14 protein-coding genes are annotated in these 14,928 nt (G+C 63.8%); 6 read left to right on the forward strand and 8 right to left on the reverse strand.

The features are described from left to right. Positions 1 to 43 precede the first annotated feature (43 nt). The 3 genes from acuI to olsB all read left to right on the forward strand — a co-directional run bounded on the left by acuI (position 44) and on the right by olsB (position 4,484). A complete protein-coding gene (acuI, locus tag NKH95_RS11805; RefSeq protein WP_352674949.1) occupies positions 44 to 1,033 on the forward strand; it encodes an acrylyl-CoA reductase (NADPH) in 990 nt (329 codons plus the stop codon). Between the two features lie 136 nt (positions 1,034 to 1,169). Continuing rightward, positions 1,170 to 3,428, forward strand: coding sequence for a response regulator (locus NKH95_RS11810; RefSeq protein ID WP_352891603.1), 2,259 nt, complete (start codon positions 1,170 to 1,172; stop codon positions 3,426 to 3,428). Between the two features lie 180 nt (positions 3,429 to 3,608). Beyond that, positions 3,609 to 4,484 carry a l-ornithine N(alpha)-acyltransferase gene (gene olsB / locus NKH95_RS11815; RefSeq protein ID WP_023812526.1) on the forward strand — a complete coding sequence of 292 codons (876 nt, stop codon included), beginning with the start codon at positions 3,609 to 3,611 and terminating at the stop codon, positions 4,482 to 4,484. Positions 4,485 to 4,612: 128 nt separating this feature from the next. Here the strand turns inward: olsB and NKH95_RS11820 are convergent, their stop codons facing one another. After that, entirely contained in the window at positions 4,613 to 5,245 is a 633-nt protein-coding gene (locus NKH95_RS11820; RefSeq protein ID WP_352440853.1) for a trimeric intracellular cation channel family protein, read from the reverse strand. Positions 5,246 to 5,351: 106 nt separating this feature from the next. Beyond that, positions 5,352 to 5,987, reverse strand: a complete 636-nt coding sequence (gene grpE, locus NKH95_RS11825) for a nucleotide exchange factor GrpE (protein WP_352891604.1) — start codon at positions 5,985 to 5,987, stop codon at positions 5,352 to 5,354. 239 nt (positions 5,988 to 6,226) lie between these two features. On the opposite strand from grpE, the gene NKH95_RS11830 reads away from it, so the two are divergent. The 3 genes from NKH95_RS11830 (at position 6,227) to NKH95_RS11840 (ending at position 8,053) form a co-directional block, all read left to right on the forward strand. Next, positions 6,227 to 6,427 (forward strand): hypothetical protein, encoded by a 201-nt coding sequence (locus tag NKH95_RS11830; protein ID WP_023812523.1) that lies wholly within the window; start codon positions 6,227 to 6,229, stop codon positions 6,425 to 6,427. 97 nt (positions 6,428 to 6,524) lie between these two features. Further along, positions 6,525 to 6,902, forward strand: a complete 378-nt coding sequence (locus NKH95_RS11835; protein ID WP_023812522.1) for a hypothetical protein — start codon at positions 6,525 to 6,527, stop codon at positions 6,900 to 6,902. Between the two features lie 128 nt (positions 6,903 to 7,030). Continuing rightward, positions 7,031 to 8,053 (forward strand): fatty acid desaturase, encoded by a 1,023-nt coding sequence (locus tag NKH95_RS11840; RefSeq protein WP_023812521.1) that lies wholly within the window; start codon positions 7,031 to 7,033, stop codon positions 8,051 to 8,053. A 117-nt stretch (positions 8,054 to 8,170) separates the two neighbouring features. Here NKH95_RS11840 and NKH95_RS11845 read toward each other — a convergent pair whose 3' ends face one another. The 6 genes from NKH95_RS11845 to cysG all read right to left on the reverse strand — a co-directional run bounded on the left by NKH95_RS11845 (position 8,171) and on the right by cysG (position 14,711). Further along, positions 8,171 to 9,775, reverse strand: coding sequence for a GMC family oxidoreductase (locus NKH95_RS11845; protein ID WP_023812520.1), 1,605 nt, complete (start codon positions 9,773 to 9,775; stop codon positions 8,171 to 8,173). 96 nt (positions 9,776 to 9,871) lie between these two features. Continuing rightward, positions 9,872 to 10,405 (reverse strand): DUF934 domain-containing protein, encoded by a 534-nt coding sequence (locus NKH95_RS11850; protein WP_023812519.1) that lies wholly within the window; start codon positions 10,403 to 10,405, stop codon positions 9,872 to 9,874. A 111-nt stretch (positions 10,406 to 10,516) separates the two neighbouring features. Continuing rightward, the gene (locus NKH95_RS11855; protein ID WP_023812518.1) at positions 10,517 to 11,281 is read right to left on the reverse strand and encodes a phosphoadenylyl-sulfate reductase; all 765 of its coding nucleotides are present in this window, start codon (positions 11,279 to 11,281) and stop codon (positions 10,517 to 10,519) included. Further along, positions 11,256 to 12,926, reverse strand: a complete 1,671-nt coding sequence (locus NKH95_RS11860; RefSeq protein ID WP_023812517.1) for a nitrite/sulfite reductase — start codon at positions 12,924 to 12,926, stop codon at positions 11,256 to 11,258. The genes NKH95_RS11855 and NKH95_RS11860 overlap by 26 nt, the downstream gene beginning before the upstream one ends. 43 nt (positions 12,927 to 12,969) lie before the next feature. Then, positions 12,970 to 13,263: a DUF2849 domain-containing protein gene (locus tag NKH95_RS11865; protein ID WP_352891607.1), complete on the reverse strand. Its 294-nt coding sequence runs from the start codon at positions 13,261 to 13,263 to the stop codon at positions 12,970 to 12,972. Next, the gene (cysG, locus tag NKH95_RS11870; protein WP_023812515.1) at positions 13,260 to 14,711 is read right to left on the reverse strand and encodes a siroheme synthase CysG; all 1,452 of its coding nucleotides are present in this window, start codon (positions 14,709 to 14,711) and stop codon (positions 13,260 to 13,262) included. The genes NKH95_RS11865 and cysG overlap by 4 nt, the downstream gene beginning before the upstream one ends. Between the last annotated feature and the right edge of the window lie 217 nt (positions 14,712 to 14,928).

Consider the following 14,928-nt stretch of genomic DNA (forward strand, 5'->3'; position numbering starts at 1 on the left):
CGCCGCACAGTTCATGTCGCCAAACACGATCGCGGAGAAAGACATGTCCGAAACCTTCAAAGCCATCCTCGTTTCGCGTGACGCCGAGAAAAAGCAGTCGGTAACCGTGACCGATCTCACCGACGCCGACCTGATGGAAGGCGATGTCACCATCGCGGTCGAGGCAACGACGGTGAACTACAAGGATGGCCTGGCGATCACAGGCAAGGCGCCGGTGATCCGCCGCTGGCCGCTGGTGCCGGGCATCGATTTCGCCGGCACCGTCATCTCGTCTTCCCATCCCGACTGGCGCGCCGGTGACAAAGCCATCCTGAACGGCTGGGGCGTCGGCGAAACCCATTTCGGCGCCTATGCTGGCCGCGCCCGTGTCAAAGGCGACTGGCTGGTGCCGCTGCCGCAAGGCATCAGCCCGCATGACGCGATGGCCGTCGGCACCGCAGGCTATACCGCCATGCTCTGCGTCATGGCCCTGGAGCGGCACGGCATCCTGCCCGATCGCGGCCCGGTGGTGGTGACGGGGGCGGCCGGCGGTGTCGGCTCGGTCGCGGTCTCGATCCTGTCCAGCCTCGGCTACCATGTCATTGCTTCCACCGGCCGCAATGCCGAAAGCCCCTATCTGATCGACCTTGGCGCCGCCGAAGTGATATCGCGCGACGAGCTTGCCCAGCCGGCCAAGCCGCTGGCCAAGGAGCGCTGGGCCGGCGGCATCGACGCAGTTGGCAGCCACACGCTGGCCAATGTGCTCTCGATGACCTCCTATGGCGGCGCGGTCGCCGCCTGCGGCCTGGCCGGCGGCATGGACCTGCCGACCAGCGTCGCGCCCTTCATCCTGCGCGGCGTCTCATTGCTCGGCATCGATTCAGTGATGGCGCCGAAAGCAGTCCGCCTCGAGGCATGGCGCCGCATCGGCACCGACCTCGATCTTCAGAAGCTCGCCAGCCTGTCCAGCACCATCGGGTTCGACGGCATCGTCGATGCCGCGCGCGACATCGTCGACGGCAAGATCCGCGGCCGCGTCGTCGTGGGTATGTGACTCCGCCCAACTGCCGGAAGGATGGAATCGCCAGATCTGCGGCAAACCCGCCGCGCCTCGGCAAAAAGCGCTCATCCGCTAAAATTCGAACGATCCGCCGCAATTTTCCATAATCTCTGTCTGGCAAGGATTTCGCATGATCGCGGAATCCGGCAGCCAACAGGCGGACACTGGCGACGACGTCGATGCGGTGCTCCCGCCGCTGGTGCCCGAGCCGGAATTCTCCAGGCGCGAAAGCCTGCCCTTTCTGACATTCGTCGCCATCGTGGTGGTGGCCGGGCTGGCGCATCTGACCGGGGCACCAATCTTCATTAGCGTCGCATTGCTGGCAACCGGTCTTGCCGGTCTTGCCCTGCATCTGCGCGCCAGGCGGAGCGAACATCGCACCTCTGCCCTTCTTGACGAAACCACTGCCCGCAGCCGCGCCGAGATCGAGACGCTGGCCGACCGCATGTGGGAGATGCAGGAGAGCGATGAGCGCTTTCGCGGCCTGATCGACGCGCTTGGCGATCTCGTCATCCATCGCGACCGCGATGGCTACATCGTCTATGCCAACAAGGTCTTCGCCGATCTCGTCGAGATCGACCAGCGCGACCTTGCCGGCAAGACCCTGGCAGAACTGGGCATCGAGGTCGGCATGGTTCCCGATGCCGCCTTTTCCGACCATGAGTGCCTGAGTTCCACCGATGTCTCTATCAGCACGCCGAGCGGGCAGCGCTGGTTCTCCTGGATCGAACTGTCGGTGCGCGACAAGGACAGCGGCGCGGTTTCGCACCGCGCCATCGCCCGCGACATCACCGCCCGCAAACGCGCCGAATCCTCGCTGATCACCGCACGCGAACGGGCCGAATATGCCAGCCAGGCCAAATCGCGCTTCCTCGCCACCGTCAGCCATGAAATCCGCACCCCGATGAACGGCATCATGGGGATGGCCAGGTTGCTGGCCGACACCAGCCTGTCGCCGGAGCAGCAAACCTATGTCGGCGCCGTCTCGACCTCGGCCAGCGCATTGCTTGCCCTGATCGAGGATCTTCTCGACTATTCCAAGATCGAAGCCGGGCGTTTCGACCCCGAGCCGCAGCCGATGTCGGTGCGCGAGATCGCCGACAACATCATCGAATTGCTGGCAGCGCGGGCTTTCGCCAAGGATATCGGGCTGGGTTGCCATGTCGAACCCGACGTGCCGCAATTGATCACCGCCGATCCGGGCAAGGTGAGGCAGGTGCTTCTCAACCTCATCGGCAACGCCATCAAGTTCACCGACAGCGGCGGCGTGCTGGTGAGCATAGCACGCGCACGCACCGAAACCAGCGACCGCATATGCTTCACCATCGCCGATACCGGTCCGGGCCTGCGTGATGCCGACCTGGAGCGCATTTTCGAGGAGTTCGAGCAGGCCGACGGCACGTCGACACGCACACATGGCGGGGCCGGCCTCGGCCTTGCCATCTCCAGACGCCTGGTGGCCGCCATGGGCGGCACGATCTCGGTATCCAGCCGGCTCGGCCAGGGATCCGAGTTCGTCTTCGAAATCCCTGCGATAGCGGCCACCGAAGCGCCGCAGGGCCACCAGAATGCTCTCTCGGGCAGACGCGCGGTGATCCTGTCGAAGAACGCCGTCGAGGCCGACGCCATCGCCCGCACCATCCGCGCCAATGGCGGCGCGGTCGACATCGCCACCACTGCCGCACAGGCCGCGCGTTTCGCCGCCGGCTGCGATGCGATCCTGGTCGATGCAGCGATGGAAGAAGGCGACGGAAGGCTGCTCAAGCGCCTGCGCCAAAGCGGTTTCTCCGACTGTGAGGCGATCACGCTGATCGCGCCGACCGATCGCGGCATGCTTGGCGAGTTCCGAGCCAGCGGCTACGCAACCTTCCTGGCCAGACCGGTGCGTGGCGGAACACTTCTGCGTGTGCTGTTGAGCAGCCATGCTCCGAGCCTCGGCCCGCCGCAGCCGGAAAGGCGCGGCGCGCCGACGCTGCGCGCCATCGGCAACCGCCAGCGCGGCCTGTCGGTGCTGATCGCCGAGGACAATGACATCAACGCCATGCTGGCCCGCGCCACGCTGCTGAAGGCCGGGCATCGCGTCAAGGTGGTCGGCAACGGCAAGGCCGCCGTCGAGGCTGTCACCGGCGCCGCGCACAAGGACCGCTTCGACGTGGTCTTGATGGATCTCCACATGCCGGTCATGGACGGGCTGGACGCGATTGCCGCCATCCGCCGCCATGAGGAAGAAAGTGCAGTGCGGCCGGTGCCGATCATGGTGCTGTCGGCCGACAGCCAGGAAAAGACCCGTCACGCGGTGTTGGCCCATGGCGCCAGCGGCTTTGTCACCAAGCCGCTCGACCCCGAGGCGCTGGTCAATGCCGTCGAGGGGCAGGTCGTCGCGGCCTGAGCTTTCCACCGCCATTCGGCACGGGCGATCACTTAAACGTAGCCGGTTGATCGTATTCGCCAGCCGACGAAGTATTGCCCATGACGTCGTATCACGGTACTGTCACAATCCTGTTGCACCTACACCGTATCCCCGTGCCAAGAGGGATGGCTCGAAGGAGAATCACTCGTGCATACAGTTATGCCGGAATGTGACACTCGGCCGAACGCCAGCAGCGCCTTGCTTGCCGGACGTAACGTCGATTCCGTCATAAAGGGCGCTGCGCTGGGCCGTATAGGCAATCTTGAAGTGCGGCTCGCTCGCAACGAGGCCGAGATCGCGGCCGCGCAGGAAGTGCGCTACCGGGTGTTCTACGACGAACTTGGCGCCAGGAAGGACCTGTTCCAGGCCCATGACCGCCGGGACGCCGATCGGTTCGATCCGCTCTGCGACCATCTGCTGGTTTTGGACACCACGCTTTCCGGTCCCGAACATCGCCGCATCGTCGGCACATATCGGCTGCTGCGGCAAGAAATCGCGGCCACGGCCGGTGGCTTCTATTCCGAAGGTGAATTCGAGCTGACCAAGCTCATCGCCCGCCACCCCGGCCAGCGCTTCCTTGAACTCGGCCGCTCCTGCGTGTTGCCGGAATACCGCTCGAAGCGCACCATCGAGGCGTTGTGGCAAGGCATCTGGGCTTACATCAACCATTACGAAATCGGTGTGATGACCGGCTGCGCGTCCTTTCACGGCACCGTGCCGGCGGCGCATGCCGAGGCGCTCACCTACCTAGCCCACCACTGCCGGACGAACTCGGCCTGGGACGTGCGCGCGGTGTCCGGGCGCTATTGCTCGATGGATCTGATGCCGATCGAGGCCGTCAATGCCAAGGCGGCGATCGCCGCGATGCCGCCTTTGGTCAAGGGCTATCTGCGCGTCGGTGCCCGCATCGGCGATGGTTGCGTCATCGATCGCGAATTCTCGACGGTCGATGTGTTCGTCGTGATGCCGGTCAAGGAGATCGGCGCACGCTACGTCAACTATTATGGCGGCGAAGCCCAGCGCTTCGCGGCGTGAGATTGAGTAGGCAGTAGGCAGTAGGCAGTAGTGATGACGCCACGATTAAGCTCCTGTGACTACTGATTATTCCCTATTCCCTATTCCCTATTCCCTATTCCCTATTCCCCATTCCCTATTCCCTCTCTTCACGGAATATCTTCCGGCCGCCTGCCGGGTCGGCTCTTGTAGGACGGAAACGACCAGCCGAATTTGAGCGCACCACCGCGCACGAGGAACGCCGCCGCAAAACCGGCGAGGTCCGAGGCGAGCGGCGGCAGTCCGGCAAGTTCGCCAAGCGTGTAAAGGCCGGCACCCGCAAGGGCCGCCGTAACGTAGATTTCGGGCCTGAGCAGCACCGATGGCTCGCCGGCGAGGAGATCACGCAGAATGCCGCCGAAAGTGGCGGTGAGCACGCCGGTGATGACGGAGACGACCGGCGAACCGGTAATCGCAAGCCCCTTGGCCGCGCCCATCACCGAAAAAGCGGCGAGCCCGACGGCGTCGAGCCAGAGCAGCCATTTCCAGCGCGATTCGACACGATGCGCGCTGAAGAAGACCAGCACCGCAACCGCGGCGCAGACCAGCACATAGCCGGAGTTGGCGACCCAGAAAACCGGCAGGTTGAGGATAACGTCGCGAAGCGTGCCACCGCCTATCCCGGTGACGCTGGCCAGGAACAGGAAGCCGATAATGTCGAGTTGCTTACGCGAAGCCGCCAGCGCCCCGGTCGCCGCGAAGACGGCGACACCGGCATAGTCAAGAAGCGCGATAGGGTTCATGAGGCCAAGGCAGTAGGGATTAGGGATTAGGCAGTATGAATAGCACGAAGCCGCGCGATTGATACGACTGCCCTAGTTTCCTACTGCCTACTGCCTATCCCCTGCCTCACGCATCTTTCTCAGCCTGTTCGTTCACCGGCCCCGGCTCAACCGGTGCTTCAGCGGCGACGAACTTTGGCCCGCCCTTGGCGACGCCCACCATGGCCGGGCGCAGCACGCGGTCGCCGATCGAATAGCCCGGCTGCACGATCTGGACCACGGTGTTGGCCGGGACATCCGGATTGGGCACTTCGAACATCGCCTGGTGGAAATTGGGATCGAACTTCTCGCCTTCAGGCGCGAGCTTCTTGACCCCATGCCGTTCCAGCGCCGACAGCATGGCGCGCTCGGTGAGGTCGACGCCTTCGATCAGCGCCTTGAAGCCGGCGTCACCCGATGCTTTGGCCTCGGCGGGAATCGCATCCAGCGCGCGGCGCAGATTGTCCGACACCGACAACATGTCGCGGGCGAAATTCGCGACCGCGTAGGTGCGCGCATCGTGCACATCGCGCGCCGTGCGGCGCCGCAGGTTTTCCATCTCGGCCGCCACGCGCAGCGCGCGGTCCTTCAGCTCTTCATTTTCCTTCAGCAGCCGCACAAGGGCTTCATAATCACCGTCGGTGCTGCCTTCCGTGCGCTCGGCTGTGGGCTCGGTCGCCTCGACTTCATCGGGCGCGCGTTCGTCTTTTGCCTGGTCGCTCATCGCCGTTTCCCGTCAATCTCGAATGATGTGGATTTTGTGCCCGATATCGATGTTTGGCGGCCAAAAATCAAGGGGTAAGCGACTATGGAAGCCGCCGGCCAAGGCGGGACAATGACAGGCAAGACATTTCGACTTTAATTCAAATTTTACCTTAACCGCCGGCTTTGCTTGCCACACAGGCATGATGGGGGAACCATTCTCTTGCTGCAGGAGTTTCGAAGCCGAGACAGGATTTTGAGATGATGACCCGCAACATGGGCGAAAAGGCAGAGGGGCTGGCCATCGAGATCAGGCGCCAGTTCGGCGCCGAGGCGGTGACCCGCTTTCTGCGCACCTTGCCGGCCTTCCGCACCGAAGCCGACATCCCCGACCGGCTCAGAGAACTGCTCGACCGCCTCGATGGGGCGGAGCGCGGTGACATCGGCTGGCGCCGGCCGTAACGCAACAATCGATCTTGGCAGCAAACCTCCTATCGGCAATAGCCGGGGAGAGCCGAACCATCTAAGGATAGATGGGTTGGTTCAAATGGAGGACGTAATGCGCAAGGTTTCGATTACCTCATCGCTGATGGCGCTTGTCGGCCTCGGCGCCATAACTTTGGCGGCCTTTCCTGCACAAGCAGACAATCTGCAGCTGCAATTGGGCAAACATGGCCCGCGGCTGAAGCTCATGGAAGATTGCGACCCCGCCTACGACGATTGCGAAGGTCCCCGTCGCGACGATCGGCGCGACCGGCGTCAACGAGGCTGCACGGAAGACCGGGCTCTCGACAAGGCAGAGCGAATGGGCATCCGCCGCGCAAGAATTGAGTCCATCGGCCGCCGGGAGATCACGGTCCGCGGCAGACAGGGTGGCGACCGCGTGCGCGTGACTTTTGGCACCGAGCGCGGCTGTCCTATCCTCGATCGCGAATAGCGGTCGACGTCATCAGCAGGTTGAGCTGGCGGTTGGCTGGCTCGACCGCCAAGCCACGCGACAATTACGCACAGTAATTTTGCGTGATGTTGCCTTGCGGCGGCGAGGCACCGCGCCTATGCTTCCTGATGAACATGATTTCCCCTGAGGCGGTGGCCAACAGCAAGCGCGCCTGGCTGAAGATTCTCGCCCGCTACAAGAAGCCCGACAGGCGGCGCAGCGCCGTCGAACTCGCCATCACCCTCATTCCATTCGCCATACTCTGGGGACTGTCCTCGGCGGCCTATGCCTATGGCCATTGGTGGGGACTGGTCCTCATCCTTCCCGCGGCCGGGTTTCTGGTGCGCATCTTCATGATCCAGCACGACTGCGGCCACGGCTCCTTCTTCGCCAATCGCTACGCCGACGACTGGATTGGCCGCGCGCTCGGCATCCTGACGCTGACGCCCTACGATTGCTGGCGGCGTGCCCACGCGACGCACCACGCCAGCGCCGGCAATCTTGACGAACGCGGCATGGGCGACATCCGGACGCTGACCGTTGCAGAATACCGGCAGATGTCGTGGCGAGGCCGCCTCGCCTACCGTCTCTATCGCCACCCGCTGGTGATGTTCGGGCTCGGTCCGATCTGGCTGTTCATCTTCGAGCAAAGGCTCCCCGTCGGCATGATGCGCGGCGGCCTGACCCCTTGGGTGTCGTCGATGACCACCAATCTTGGCATCGCGGTCGCGGCAGCCATCCTCATCTGGTTCGTCGGCCCAGGCGCTTTCCTGGTGGTCCACCTGCCGATCGTCATCCTCGCCGGTTCGGCCGGCATCTGGCTGTTCTACGTCCAGCACCAGTTCGAGGAAACGGAATGGGCGAAGGATGCCGACTGGGAATTCCAGCACGCTGCCCTGCACGGATCGTCCTATTACGATCTACCGCCGGTGCTGAACTGGCTCACCGGGAACATCGGTGTCCATCACGTCCATCATCTCTCCGCCAAGGTGCCGTGCTACCGGTTGCAGGAAGTGCTGCGGGATTATCCCGAGTTGCGCGACATCGGCCGTGTCACGCTGCTCGAAAGCTTGCGCTGCGTCAAATTGGCATTGTGGGACGAAAACCGCCGCAAGCTGGTGTCGTTCCGCGAGGCACGGGCGGCGGCTTAAGCAATTCCAGGAGAAGTTTGAACGGTTTCCCAGGGAAAGCGCGTAACGTTTTCCCTGGGCAATTGCGTCATAACAAAAGGACCGCCGCGCTATGGGCGCCGCGGCCTGGAGCTCCGATCAGGCAGCCCTGATCATGTCGGCGGCCTTTTCGGCGATCATGATGGTTGGGGCATTGGTGTTGCCACCAATCAGTGTCGGCATCACCGAGGCGTCCACGACACGCAAGGCTTCAAGCCCGCGCACCTTGAGTTGCGGATCGACCACCGCCATCTCGTCGACCCCCATCCGACAGGAGCCGACCGGGTGATAGACCGTGTCGGCGCGGGTACGGATATGGGTCATCAGATCGGCATCGCTCGGCTCGCCGGCGATGTGCATTTCCTTGTGCCGGTAGCGCGTCAGCGCCGGCGAAGCCAGCACCTGCCGGGTGATCCTCACGCCTTTCAGCAGCAGTTCCGCATCGCGCTGGTCGCCGAGAAAGCGCGGATCGATGCGTGGCGCGGCAAATGGATCGGCGCTGGCCAGCCCAACCTCGCCACGTGAGTGCGGCCGCAATATGCAGACATGACAGGAAAAACCGAAGCCGTAGTGCAGCGTGCGCGCATGGTTTTCGACCAGGCCGATGACGAATTGCAGCTGCAGGTCAGGGCGTTCAAGCGCCGGGTCGGATTTGACGAAAGCGCCGCTCTCGGCCGCCGGCGAGGCGATCAGCCCGGTTCCATCCCGGCGCCACTGCGCGATGTGCCTGAGGAAACCCAACGCGCCGCGCGGGCTCATGCCAAGCATATCGGTGTCCTTCGATCTCCAGCCGACGATGAAATCGAGGTGATCCTGCAGGTTCTTGCCGACGCCCGGCAATTCGTGGACGACGGGAATGCCATGCACGGCAAGTTCGGCCGCCGGGCCGATACCCGATAGCAACAGAAGCTGCGGCGAACCGAAGGCACCGCCACAGAGGATCACCTCGCGCGACGCCTGTGCCACTGTCTCGCCTTTGCGTGTCCGGTAGCGGATGCCGGTGGCGCGCTTGCCGTCAAGGACGATGCCTGTGGCGTGCGCCCGCGTGACCACGGTCAGATTGGTCCGCTGCATCACCGGATGGAGATAGGCGGCGGCAGTCGAACAGCGCTCGCCATTACGGGCGCCACCGGCAAACTGGGTCACCTGGAAATAGCCGGCGCCCTCTTGTTCCGGTCCGTTGAAATCGTCCGAGGCGCGAATCTGGTTTTCGCCACAAGCCTCTATGAAGGCCTTGGCGATCGGCCTCGGCGAGCGCTGGTTCGACACTTTCAGCGGGCCGTCCCCGCCATGCAACGCATCAGTGCCGCGCTCATTGCCCTCGGCGCGCCGGAAATAGGGCAGCACCTCATCCCACGACCAGCCCTCGCAGCCTAGATTTGCCCATTCGTCATAGTCGCTGCGATGGCCCCTGACATAGAGCATTGCATTGATTGCGCTGGAGCCGCCCAGCGCCTTGCCGCGCGGCTGGTAGCCCTTGCGGCCGCCAAGACCTTGCTGCGGCACGGTCTCGAAGGCCCAGTTGTTGATTCTGGGCCGGCCGGAAAGCATGCTGATAATGCCAGCAGGAGCGCGGATCAGCATATCCCTGCCCTCGCCGCCAGCTTCGATCAGGCAGACCGTTTTCGATGGATCTTCCGAAAGCCGCGCGGCAAGCGCACAGCCGGCGGACCCACCGCCGGCTATGACATAGTCGTAACGCATGAAGACCCCTCCCCGATCGTCCACGGATTTCCATCCGGATGATCAAGAAAAGGCCTGAACACGACTGATGTAAAGACGCGCGGAATTACCGCAACGTCAGCTGCTGCGAACGCGCCGCCAGGAGTATTTCGGGCCTTTTGGTTCCGGCACGGCGGCTGGCTGGTAGTAGAGCCCCAATCCGCCGGTACGGTCCTCCTCCAGGCGCTTCAACAGCACCGGATTGGAAATCTCGAACTCGTCGAAGCCCAGCCGCAGCATATGCGGCAGCTGGTCCACCAGCACCTGGCCCGTGGCGCGAACGGCACCTTCGAAATGGTAGCGGCCGCGCAGCAGTTCTCCCTTGGAGAACGAGCGGCCGTCGCTGAAGGCCGGGAAGGCCAATGCCACCAGCGACAGCTGGTCGAGCAGGTCGGCAATCTTCTCGAGCTGATCACCCGGCTGCAGCACGACGCCGAGCCGTTCCTTGGCCGAGCGGCGTACCTCCGGATCGAGATCGAGGAAGGCTTGCAACGGCAGGATGAAGCGGCCGTTGCCGGACAGCGCATCGGCGCTTTCGGCATGCGTCCACTCATCCTCGTGAAAACCCGCAGTGGTCCAGAGTCGGGTCTCCGGTGTCGTCGGTCCAGTCATAAAGATTCCTAAAGCCCCAAGATCCAGGTCCGCTGAAAGTCCATCCCACGCAAAGCCGGCGGTCTCCGGACGAAGGTCGCCGTTTGCAGGCCGGCTGAATTTCAGCATACCCTATAGTGATGCGTCGGTCAGCGACTTCTCCAGCCCCGACAGGTGAATGCCGCACTCGGTCTTGGCATGACCGGCCCAGCGGCCGCTGCGCGCGTCCTCGCCCGGCTGCACCGGCTGCGTGCACGGGAAGCAGCCGATCGACAGATAGCCATAGGCGACCAGTGGATTTTCGCGCAGCGCATGCGCGCGCATATAGTCGGCCTGGTCCGATGTCGTCCAATGCGCCAGCGGATTGATGCGGATGCGTGGACCGACCGCCTCGAACACCGGCAGCGCTGCCCGCGTCGCGGCCTGGAAACGCTTGCGGCCGGTGAGCCAGGCTCGAAATGGCGCGACACCGCGCGCCAGCGGCTCCACCTTGCGCACGTCGCAGCAGGCGTCGGTGTTGCTCTGATGCAGATTGCCCGTCGGATCGATCCGTTCGAGTGCTGCTTCCTCGGGTTTGATCACCCTTATGTTGGTCAGCCCGAAATCGGCGGCGAGCGCGTCGCGATAGCCGAGCGTCTCCTCGAAATGCTTGCCGGTGTCGAGGAAGATGACCGGCAGTGTCCGGTCGATCTTGGCGATCATGTGCAGCAGCACAGCCGAATCCGCGCCGAACGACGACACCGCAGCGATCTCGTCAAGGAACAGTTCGCGGGCCGAGCGTTCGATGATCTCGAGCGGCTTCAGATGACCGTAGAGCGCATCGAGCCCCGCCGCTTTGGCGGCGATGCCGTCATCGACGTCTCCAATACGGTCAAGCGGCCTTGGCTTCGCCAGCATAGAGCGCCTCCTTGAACGGCGCGGGACCGACTCGGCGGTAGGCGTCGATGAATTTCTCTTGTGGGTCGAGCCGAAGGCCGAGATAGGTCTCGACGATCTGTTCGATGGCGTCGGTGATCTCTTCCGACGAGAAGCCGCGGCCGATGATCTCGCCGACCGAGGTGTTCTCGTCTGCCGAGCCGCCCAGCGTCACCTGATAGAGTTCGGAGCCCTTCTTCTCGACGCCGAGGATGCCGATGTGGCCGACATGGTGATGACCGCAGGCGTTGATGCAGCCGGAGATCTTCAGCTTCAGTTCGCCGATCTCGCGCTGCCGTTCCAGCGAGGCGAAGCGTTGCGAGATTTCCTGCGCGATCGGGATCGAGCGCGCCGTGGCCAGCGCGCAATAATCGAGGCCCGGGCAAGCGATGATGTCCGATATCAGGTTGGAGTTGGCTGTCGCCAGACCGATGCCGACCAGCGCATCATAGACCGCCTTGAGGTCGGCGCGGGCCACATGCGGCAGGATCAGGTTCTGCTCATGGCTGACACGCAGCTCGTCAAAGCCATATTTCTCGGCGATGTCGGCGATCGCTTCCATCTGGCTGTCCGAAGCGTCGCCGGGCACCTCGCCGATGCCCTTCAGCGAGATCGTCACCGCCGCATAGTCGGGATGGCGGTGCGTCACGACGTTCTGGTCGAGCCACTCCGAAAACCCCTTGGAATCGAGCCGCGCCAGCTTGACCGCCTGGTCGCCTTCCGGCCGCCCAGCGAGCACCGGTGGCGCGAAATAGGCCTCGATCGCGCGGATGTCGGCTTCCGGCAGCTTCAGCTCGGCGTCCTTCAACTCCAGCCACTCGGCCTCGACCTGACGGGTGATCTCCTCGACGCCGGTCTCATGGACGAGGATCTTGATGCGCGCCTTGTACTTGTTGTCCCGGCGGCCATAGAGGTTGTAAACGCGCAGGATCGCCGTGCAGTAAGACAAAAGATCGGCTTCCGGCAGGAAGTCGCGGATTTTCCGGGCAACCATCGGCGTGCGGCCCTGGCCGCCGCCGATATAGACGGCAAAACCGAGTTCGCCGGCGGCGTTCTTCTTCAGGTGCAGGCCGATGTCGTGGGTCTGAATGGCGGCGCGGTCGCGCTCGGCGCCCGTCACCGCGATCTTGAACTTGCGCGGCAGGAACGAGAATTCCGGATGCACCGACGACCACTGGCGCAGGATTTCCGCGTAGGGACGCGGATCGGCGACTTCGTCGGCGGCAGCGCCGGCGAAGTGGTCTGCGGTGACGTTGCGGATGCAATTGCCGCTGGTCTGGATGGCATGCATCTCAACGCTCGCGAGATCCGCCAGGATCGCCGGAATGTCAGACAGCGCCGGCCAGTTGAACTGGATGTTCTGGCGCGTGGTGAAATGGCCGTAGCCCTTGTCGTATTTGCGGGCGATGTGGCCAAGCATGCGCAACTGCTTGCCGTTCAGCGTGCCGTACGGCACCGCGATGCGCAGCATGTAAGCATGCAGTTGAAGATAGACGCCGTTCATCAGCCTCAATGGCCGGAACTGGTCCTCGGTGATCTCGCCGGCAAGACGACGCTGCACCTGGTCGCTGAACTCGGCAACGCGGGCCTGGACAAAATCGTGGTCGAACTCATCGTAACGGTACATGCTTGGTCTTTCAGGGCGCGTCCGCCCATGCCTGGTGTCTTGGTTATGCTGCCCGCGGAGCCTGCTTGCCGAGATCGTTGCGAATGGTCGGGCCGGCGGCGCGGATCTTCTCGCGCAGCCGCACCGGTTGGACGACGCCGTTGACGACTTCAGCGTCGATCAAATTGACGTCGACCACTTCGTTGGCGGCATAGGCCTTGGCGCCGGTCGCCTCGAGCCTGTCCTCGGCTGCCTTGTCATGGGCGAGGTCGGCATGGTCCACCGTCTCGGCCCAGCCGCCATCGGCGTACCAGACGGCAATACCGTCGGTGAGGCGGTTGGCGGTCAGTATCTTCATTGCTGAACTCCTTCGGCGACCGAACTGGACGCGCCTTCATGCCTGTGTGCCGCCAGCGGCTCGGACCGTTCAAAGTTGGCGCCGGCGACCGCATCGCCGATGATGGTCATGACCGGGCCGGAAAGATCGGCGCGCGTTTCCAGCGACGGCAGGTCGGCAAGCGTGCCGTGGAAGCGACGCCGGTTGGCGAGGCTGGCATTCTCGACCACGGCCACCGCCGTATCTGGCGACAGACCCGCCTCGATCAGCCGTCCGGCAACCTCGGCGGCCACCGAGCGGCCCATATAAACGGCGACGGTGGCGCCGGAAATGGCGAGCTTGGCCCAGTCGGGCAGCGAATTGCCCTTGAGGTCGTGGCCGGTGGTGAACACCATCGACGAGGAGACACCGCGCAAGGTCAGCGGCAGTTCGAAATCGGCGGCGGCGGCAAAGGCCGCGGTGACGCCCGGAACCACCTCATAGGCGATGCCGGCATCGCGAAGTGCCGCCATCTCTTCGCCGGCCCGGCCGAACACCAGCGGATCGCCTGACTTCAGCCGCACGACACGCTTGCCTTCACGGCCAAGCTCGACCAGCAGCGCATTGATCTCAGCCTGGCTCTTGGTGTGACAGCCCTTGCGCTTTCCGACCGGCAGACGCTCGGCATCGCGGCGACCCATGGCAACCACCGCCTCCGGCACCAGCGCGTCATGGACGATGACATCGGCTTCCATCAGCAGGCGGTGTGCGCGCAAGGTCAGAAGATCCTCGGCGCCCGGACCGGCACCGACCAGCGCGATGTGGCCGCGAGCCGGCGCATTCGAAAGCAGGAGATCGACGGCAGCATCATGCGCCTGCGAAAGCTGACCGATTTCAGCCGCGCGTGCAGGAGCACCAGTGAAGAAATCATTCCAGAAGCGGCGCCGGGCATTGCCTCTCGGCAGCAGCTTCTCGGCAGCCCCGCGAAACGAAGCGGCAAGCGTTGCCAGCGGCCCGAGCGACGGCGACAGCATACGGTCGATGCGGCCGCGCAGCATCTGCGCAAGCACCGGCCCGGCGCCTTCGGTGCCGATGGCGATGGCGACTGGCGCGCGGTTGACCAGCGCCGGGGTGAAGAAATCGCAAAGCTCAGGCCGATCGACGGCATTGACCGGAATGCTTAGGCGGCGCGCATCCGCAGCCACCCGACGGTCGAGTTCCTCGTCGCCGCTGGCGGCAAACACCATGATCGCGCCTTCGAGCTGCGATGCGTCGTAAGCGGCGGCAAAATGGCTCGCGCCGGCCTGGGCGACGAAGGCGAGCAGGTCAGGCTCGGCGTGTTCCGCGATAATCCGCAGGACCGCACTCGACTGTCCGATCAGCCGCGCCTTGGCCAGCGCCTCTTCGCCGCCGCCAACGATGGCCACAGCTTCGCCCTCGACCCGCATGAACACGGGGAAGGCATTGAGCTTGGGAGCAGTGTGCGACATGGACGCGAGCGGAATCCTGAATGAGCTTGCAGTTCTACGCGCGGGCGCGAGAAACCAGAAGGAACGCACTCGCGCATCCCTTATCGGGATGCAATTGCTTTTCTGAAAGCATCCCGGCCAAGAGAAAAATATTTCTCGTTTACAGATGGAGCGGATTCAAGCTGCTGTCGCAGGCCTTGTTTTCCGGGTCTTTTAGCGCCCGGGGAGAAAAGCCGCA

Source organism: Mesorhizobium sp. M0848 (assembly GCF_040319805.1).
Taxonomy (GTDB): Bacteria; Pseudomonadota; Alphaproteobacteria; order Rhizobiales; family Rhizobiaceae; genus Mesorhizobium.

Bases quoted from the DNA above. Each gene is read 5' to 3' on its own strand.
- acuI (WP_352674949.1), top strand. From the start codon at position 44: ATGTCCGAAACCTTCAAAGCCATCCTCGTTTCGCGTGACGCCGAGAAA.
- NKH95_RS11810 (WP_352891603.1), top strand. From the start codon at position 1,170: ATGATCGCGGAATCCGGCAGCCAACAGGCGGACACTGGCGACGACGTC.
- olsB (WP_023812526.1), top strand. From the start codon at position 3,609: ATGCCGGAATGTGACACTCGGCCGAACGCCAGCAGCGCCTTGCTTGCC.
- NKH95_RS11820 (WP_352440853.1), bottom strand. From the start codon at position 5,245: ATGAACCCTATCGCGCTTCTTGACTATGCCGGTGTCGCCGTCTTCGCG.
- grpE (WP_352891604.1), bottom strand. From the start codon at position 5,987: ATGAGCGACCAGGCAAAAGACGAACGCGCGCCCGATGAAGTCGAGGCG.
- NKH95_RS11830 (WP_023812523.1), top strand. From the start codon at position 6,227: ATGATGACCCGCAACATGGGCGAAAAGGCAGAGGGGCTGGCCATCGAG.
- NKH95_RS11835 (WP_023812522.1), top strand. From the start codon at position 6,525: ATGCGCAAGGTTTCGATTACCTCATCGCTGATGGCGCTTGTCGGCCTC.
- NKH95_RS11840 (WP_023812521.1), top strand. From the start codon at position 7,031: ATGAACATGATTTCCCCTGAGGCGGTGGCCAACAGCAAGCGCGCCTGG.
- NKH95_RS11845 (WP_023812520.1), bottom strand. From the start codon at position 9,775: ATGCGTTACGACTATGTCATAGCCGGCGGTGGGTCCGCCGGCTGTGCG.
- NKH95_RS11850 (WP_023812519.1), bottom strand. From the start codon at position 10,405: ATGACTGGACCGACGACACCGGAGACCCGACTCTGGACCACTGCGGGT.
- NKH95_RS11855 (WP_023812518.1), bottom strand. From the start codon at position 11,281: ATGCTGGCGAAGCCAAGGCCGCTTGACCGTATTGGAGACGTCGATGAC.
- NKH95_RS11860 (WP_023812517.1), bottom strand. From the start codon at position 12,926: ATGTACCGTTACGATGAGTTCGACCACGATTTTGTCCAGGCCCGCGTT.
- NKH95_RS11865 (WP_352891607.1), bottom strand. From the start codon at position 13,263: ATGAAGATACTGACCGCCAACCGCCTCACCGACGGTATTGCCGTCTGG.
- cysG (WP_023812515.1), bottom strand. From the start codon at position 14,711: ATGTCGCACACTGCTCCCAAGCTCAATGCCTTCCCCGTGTTCATGCGG.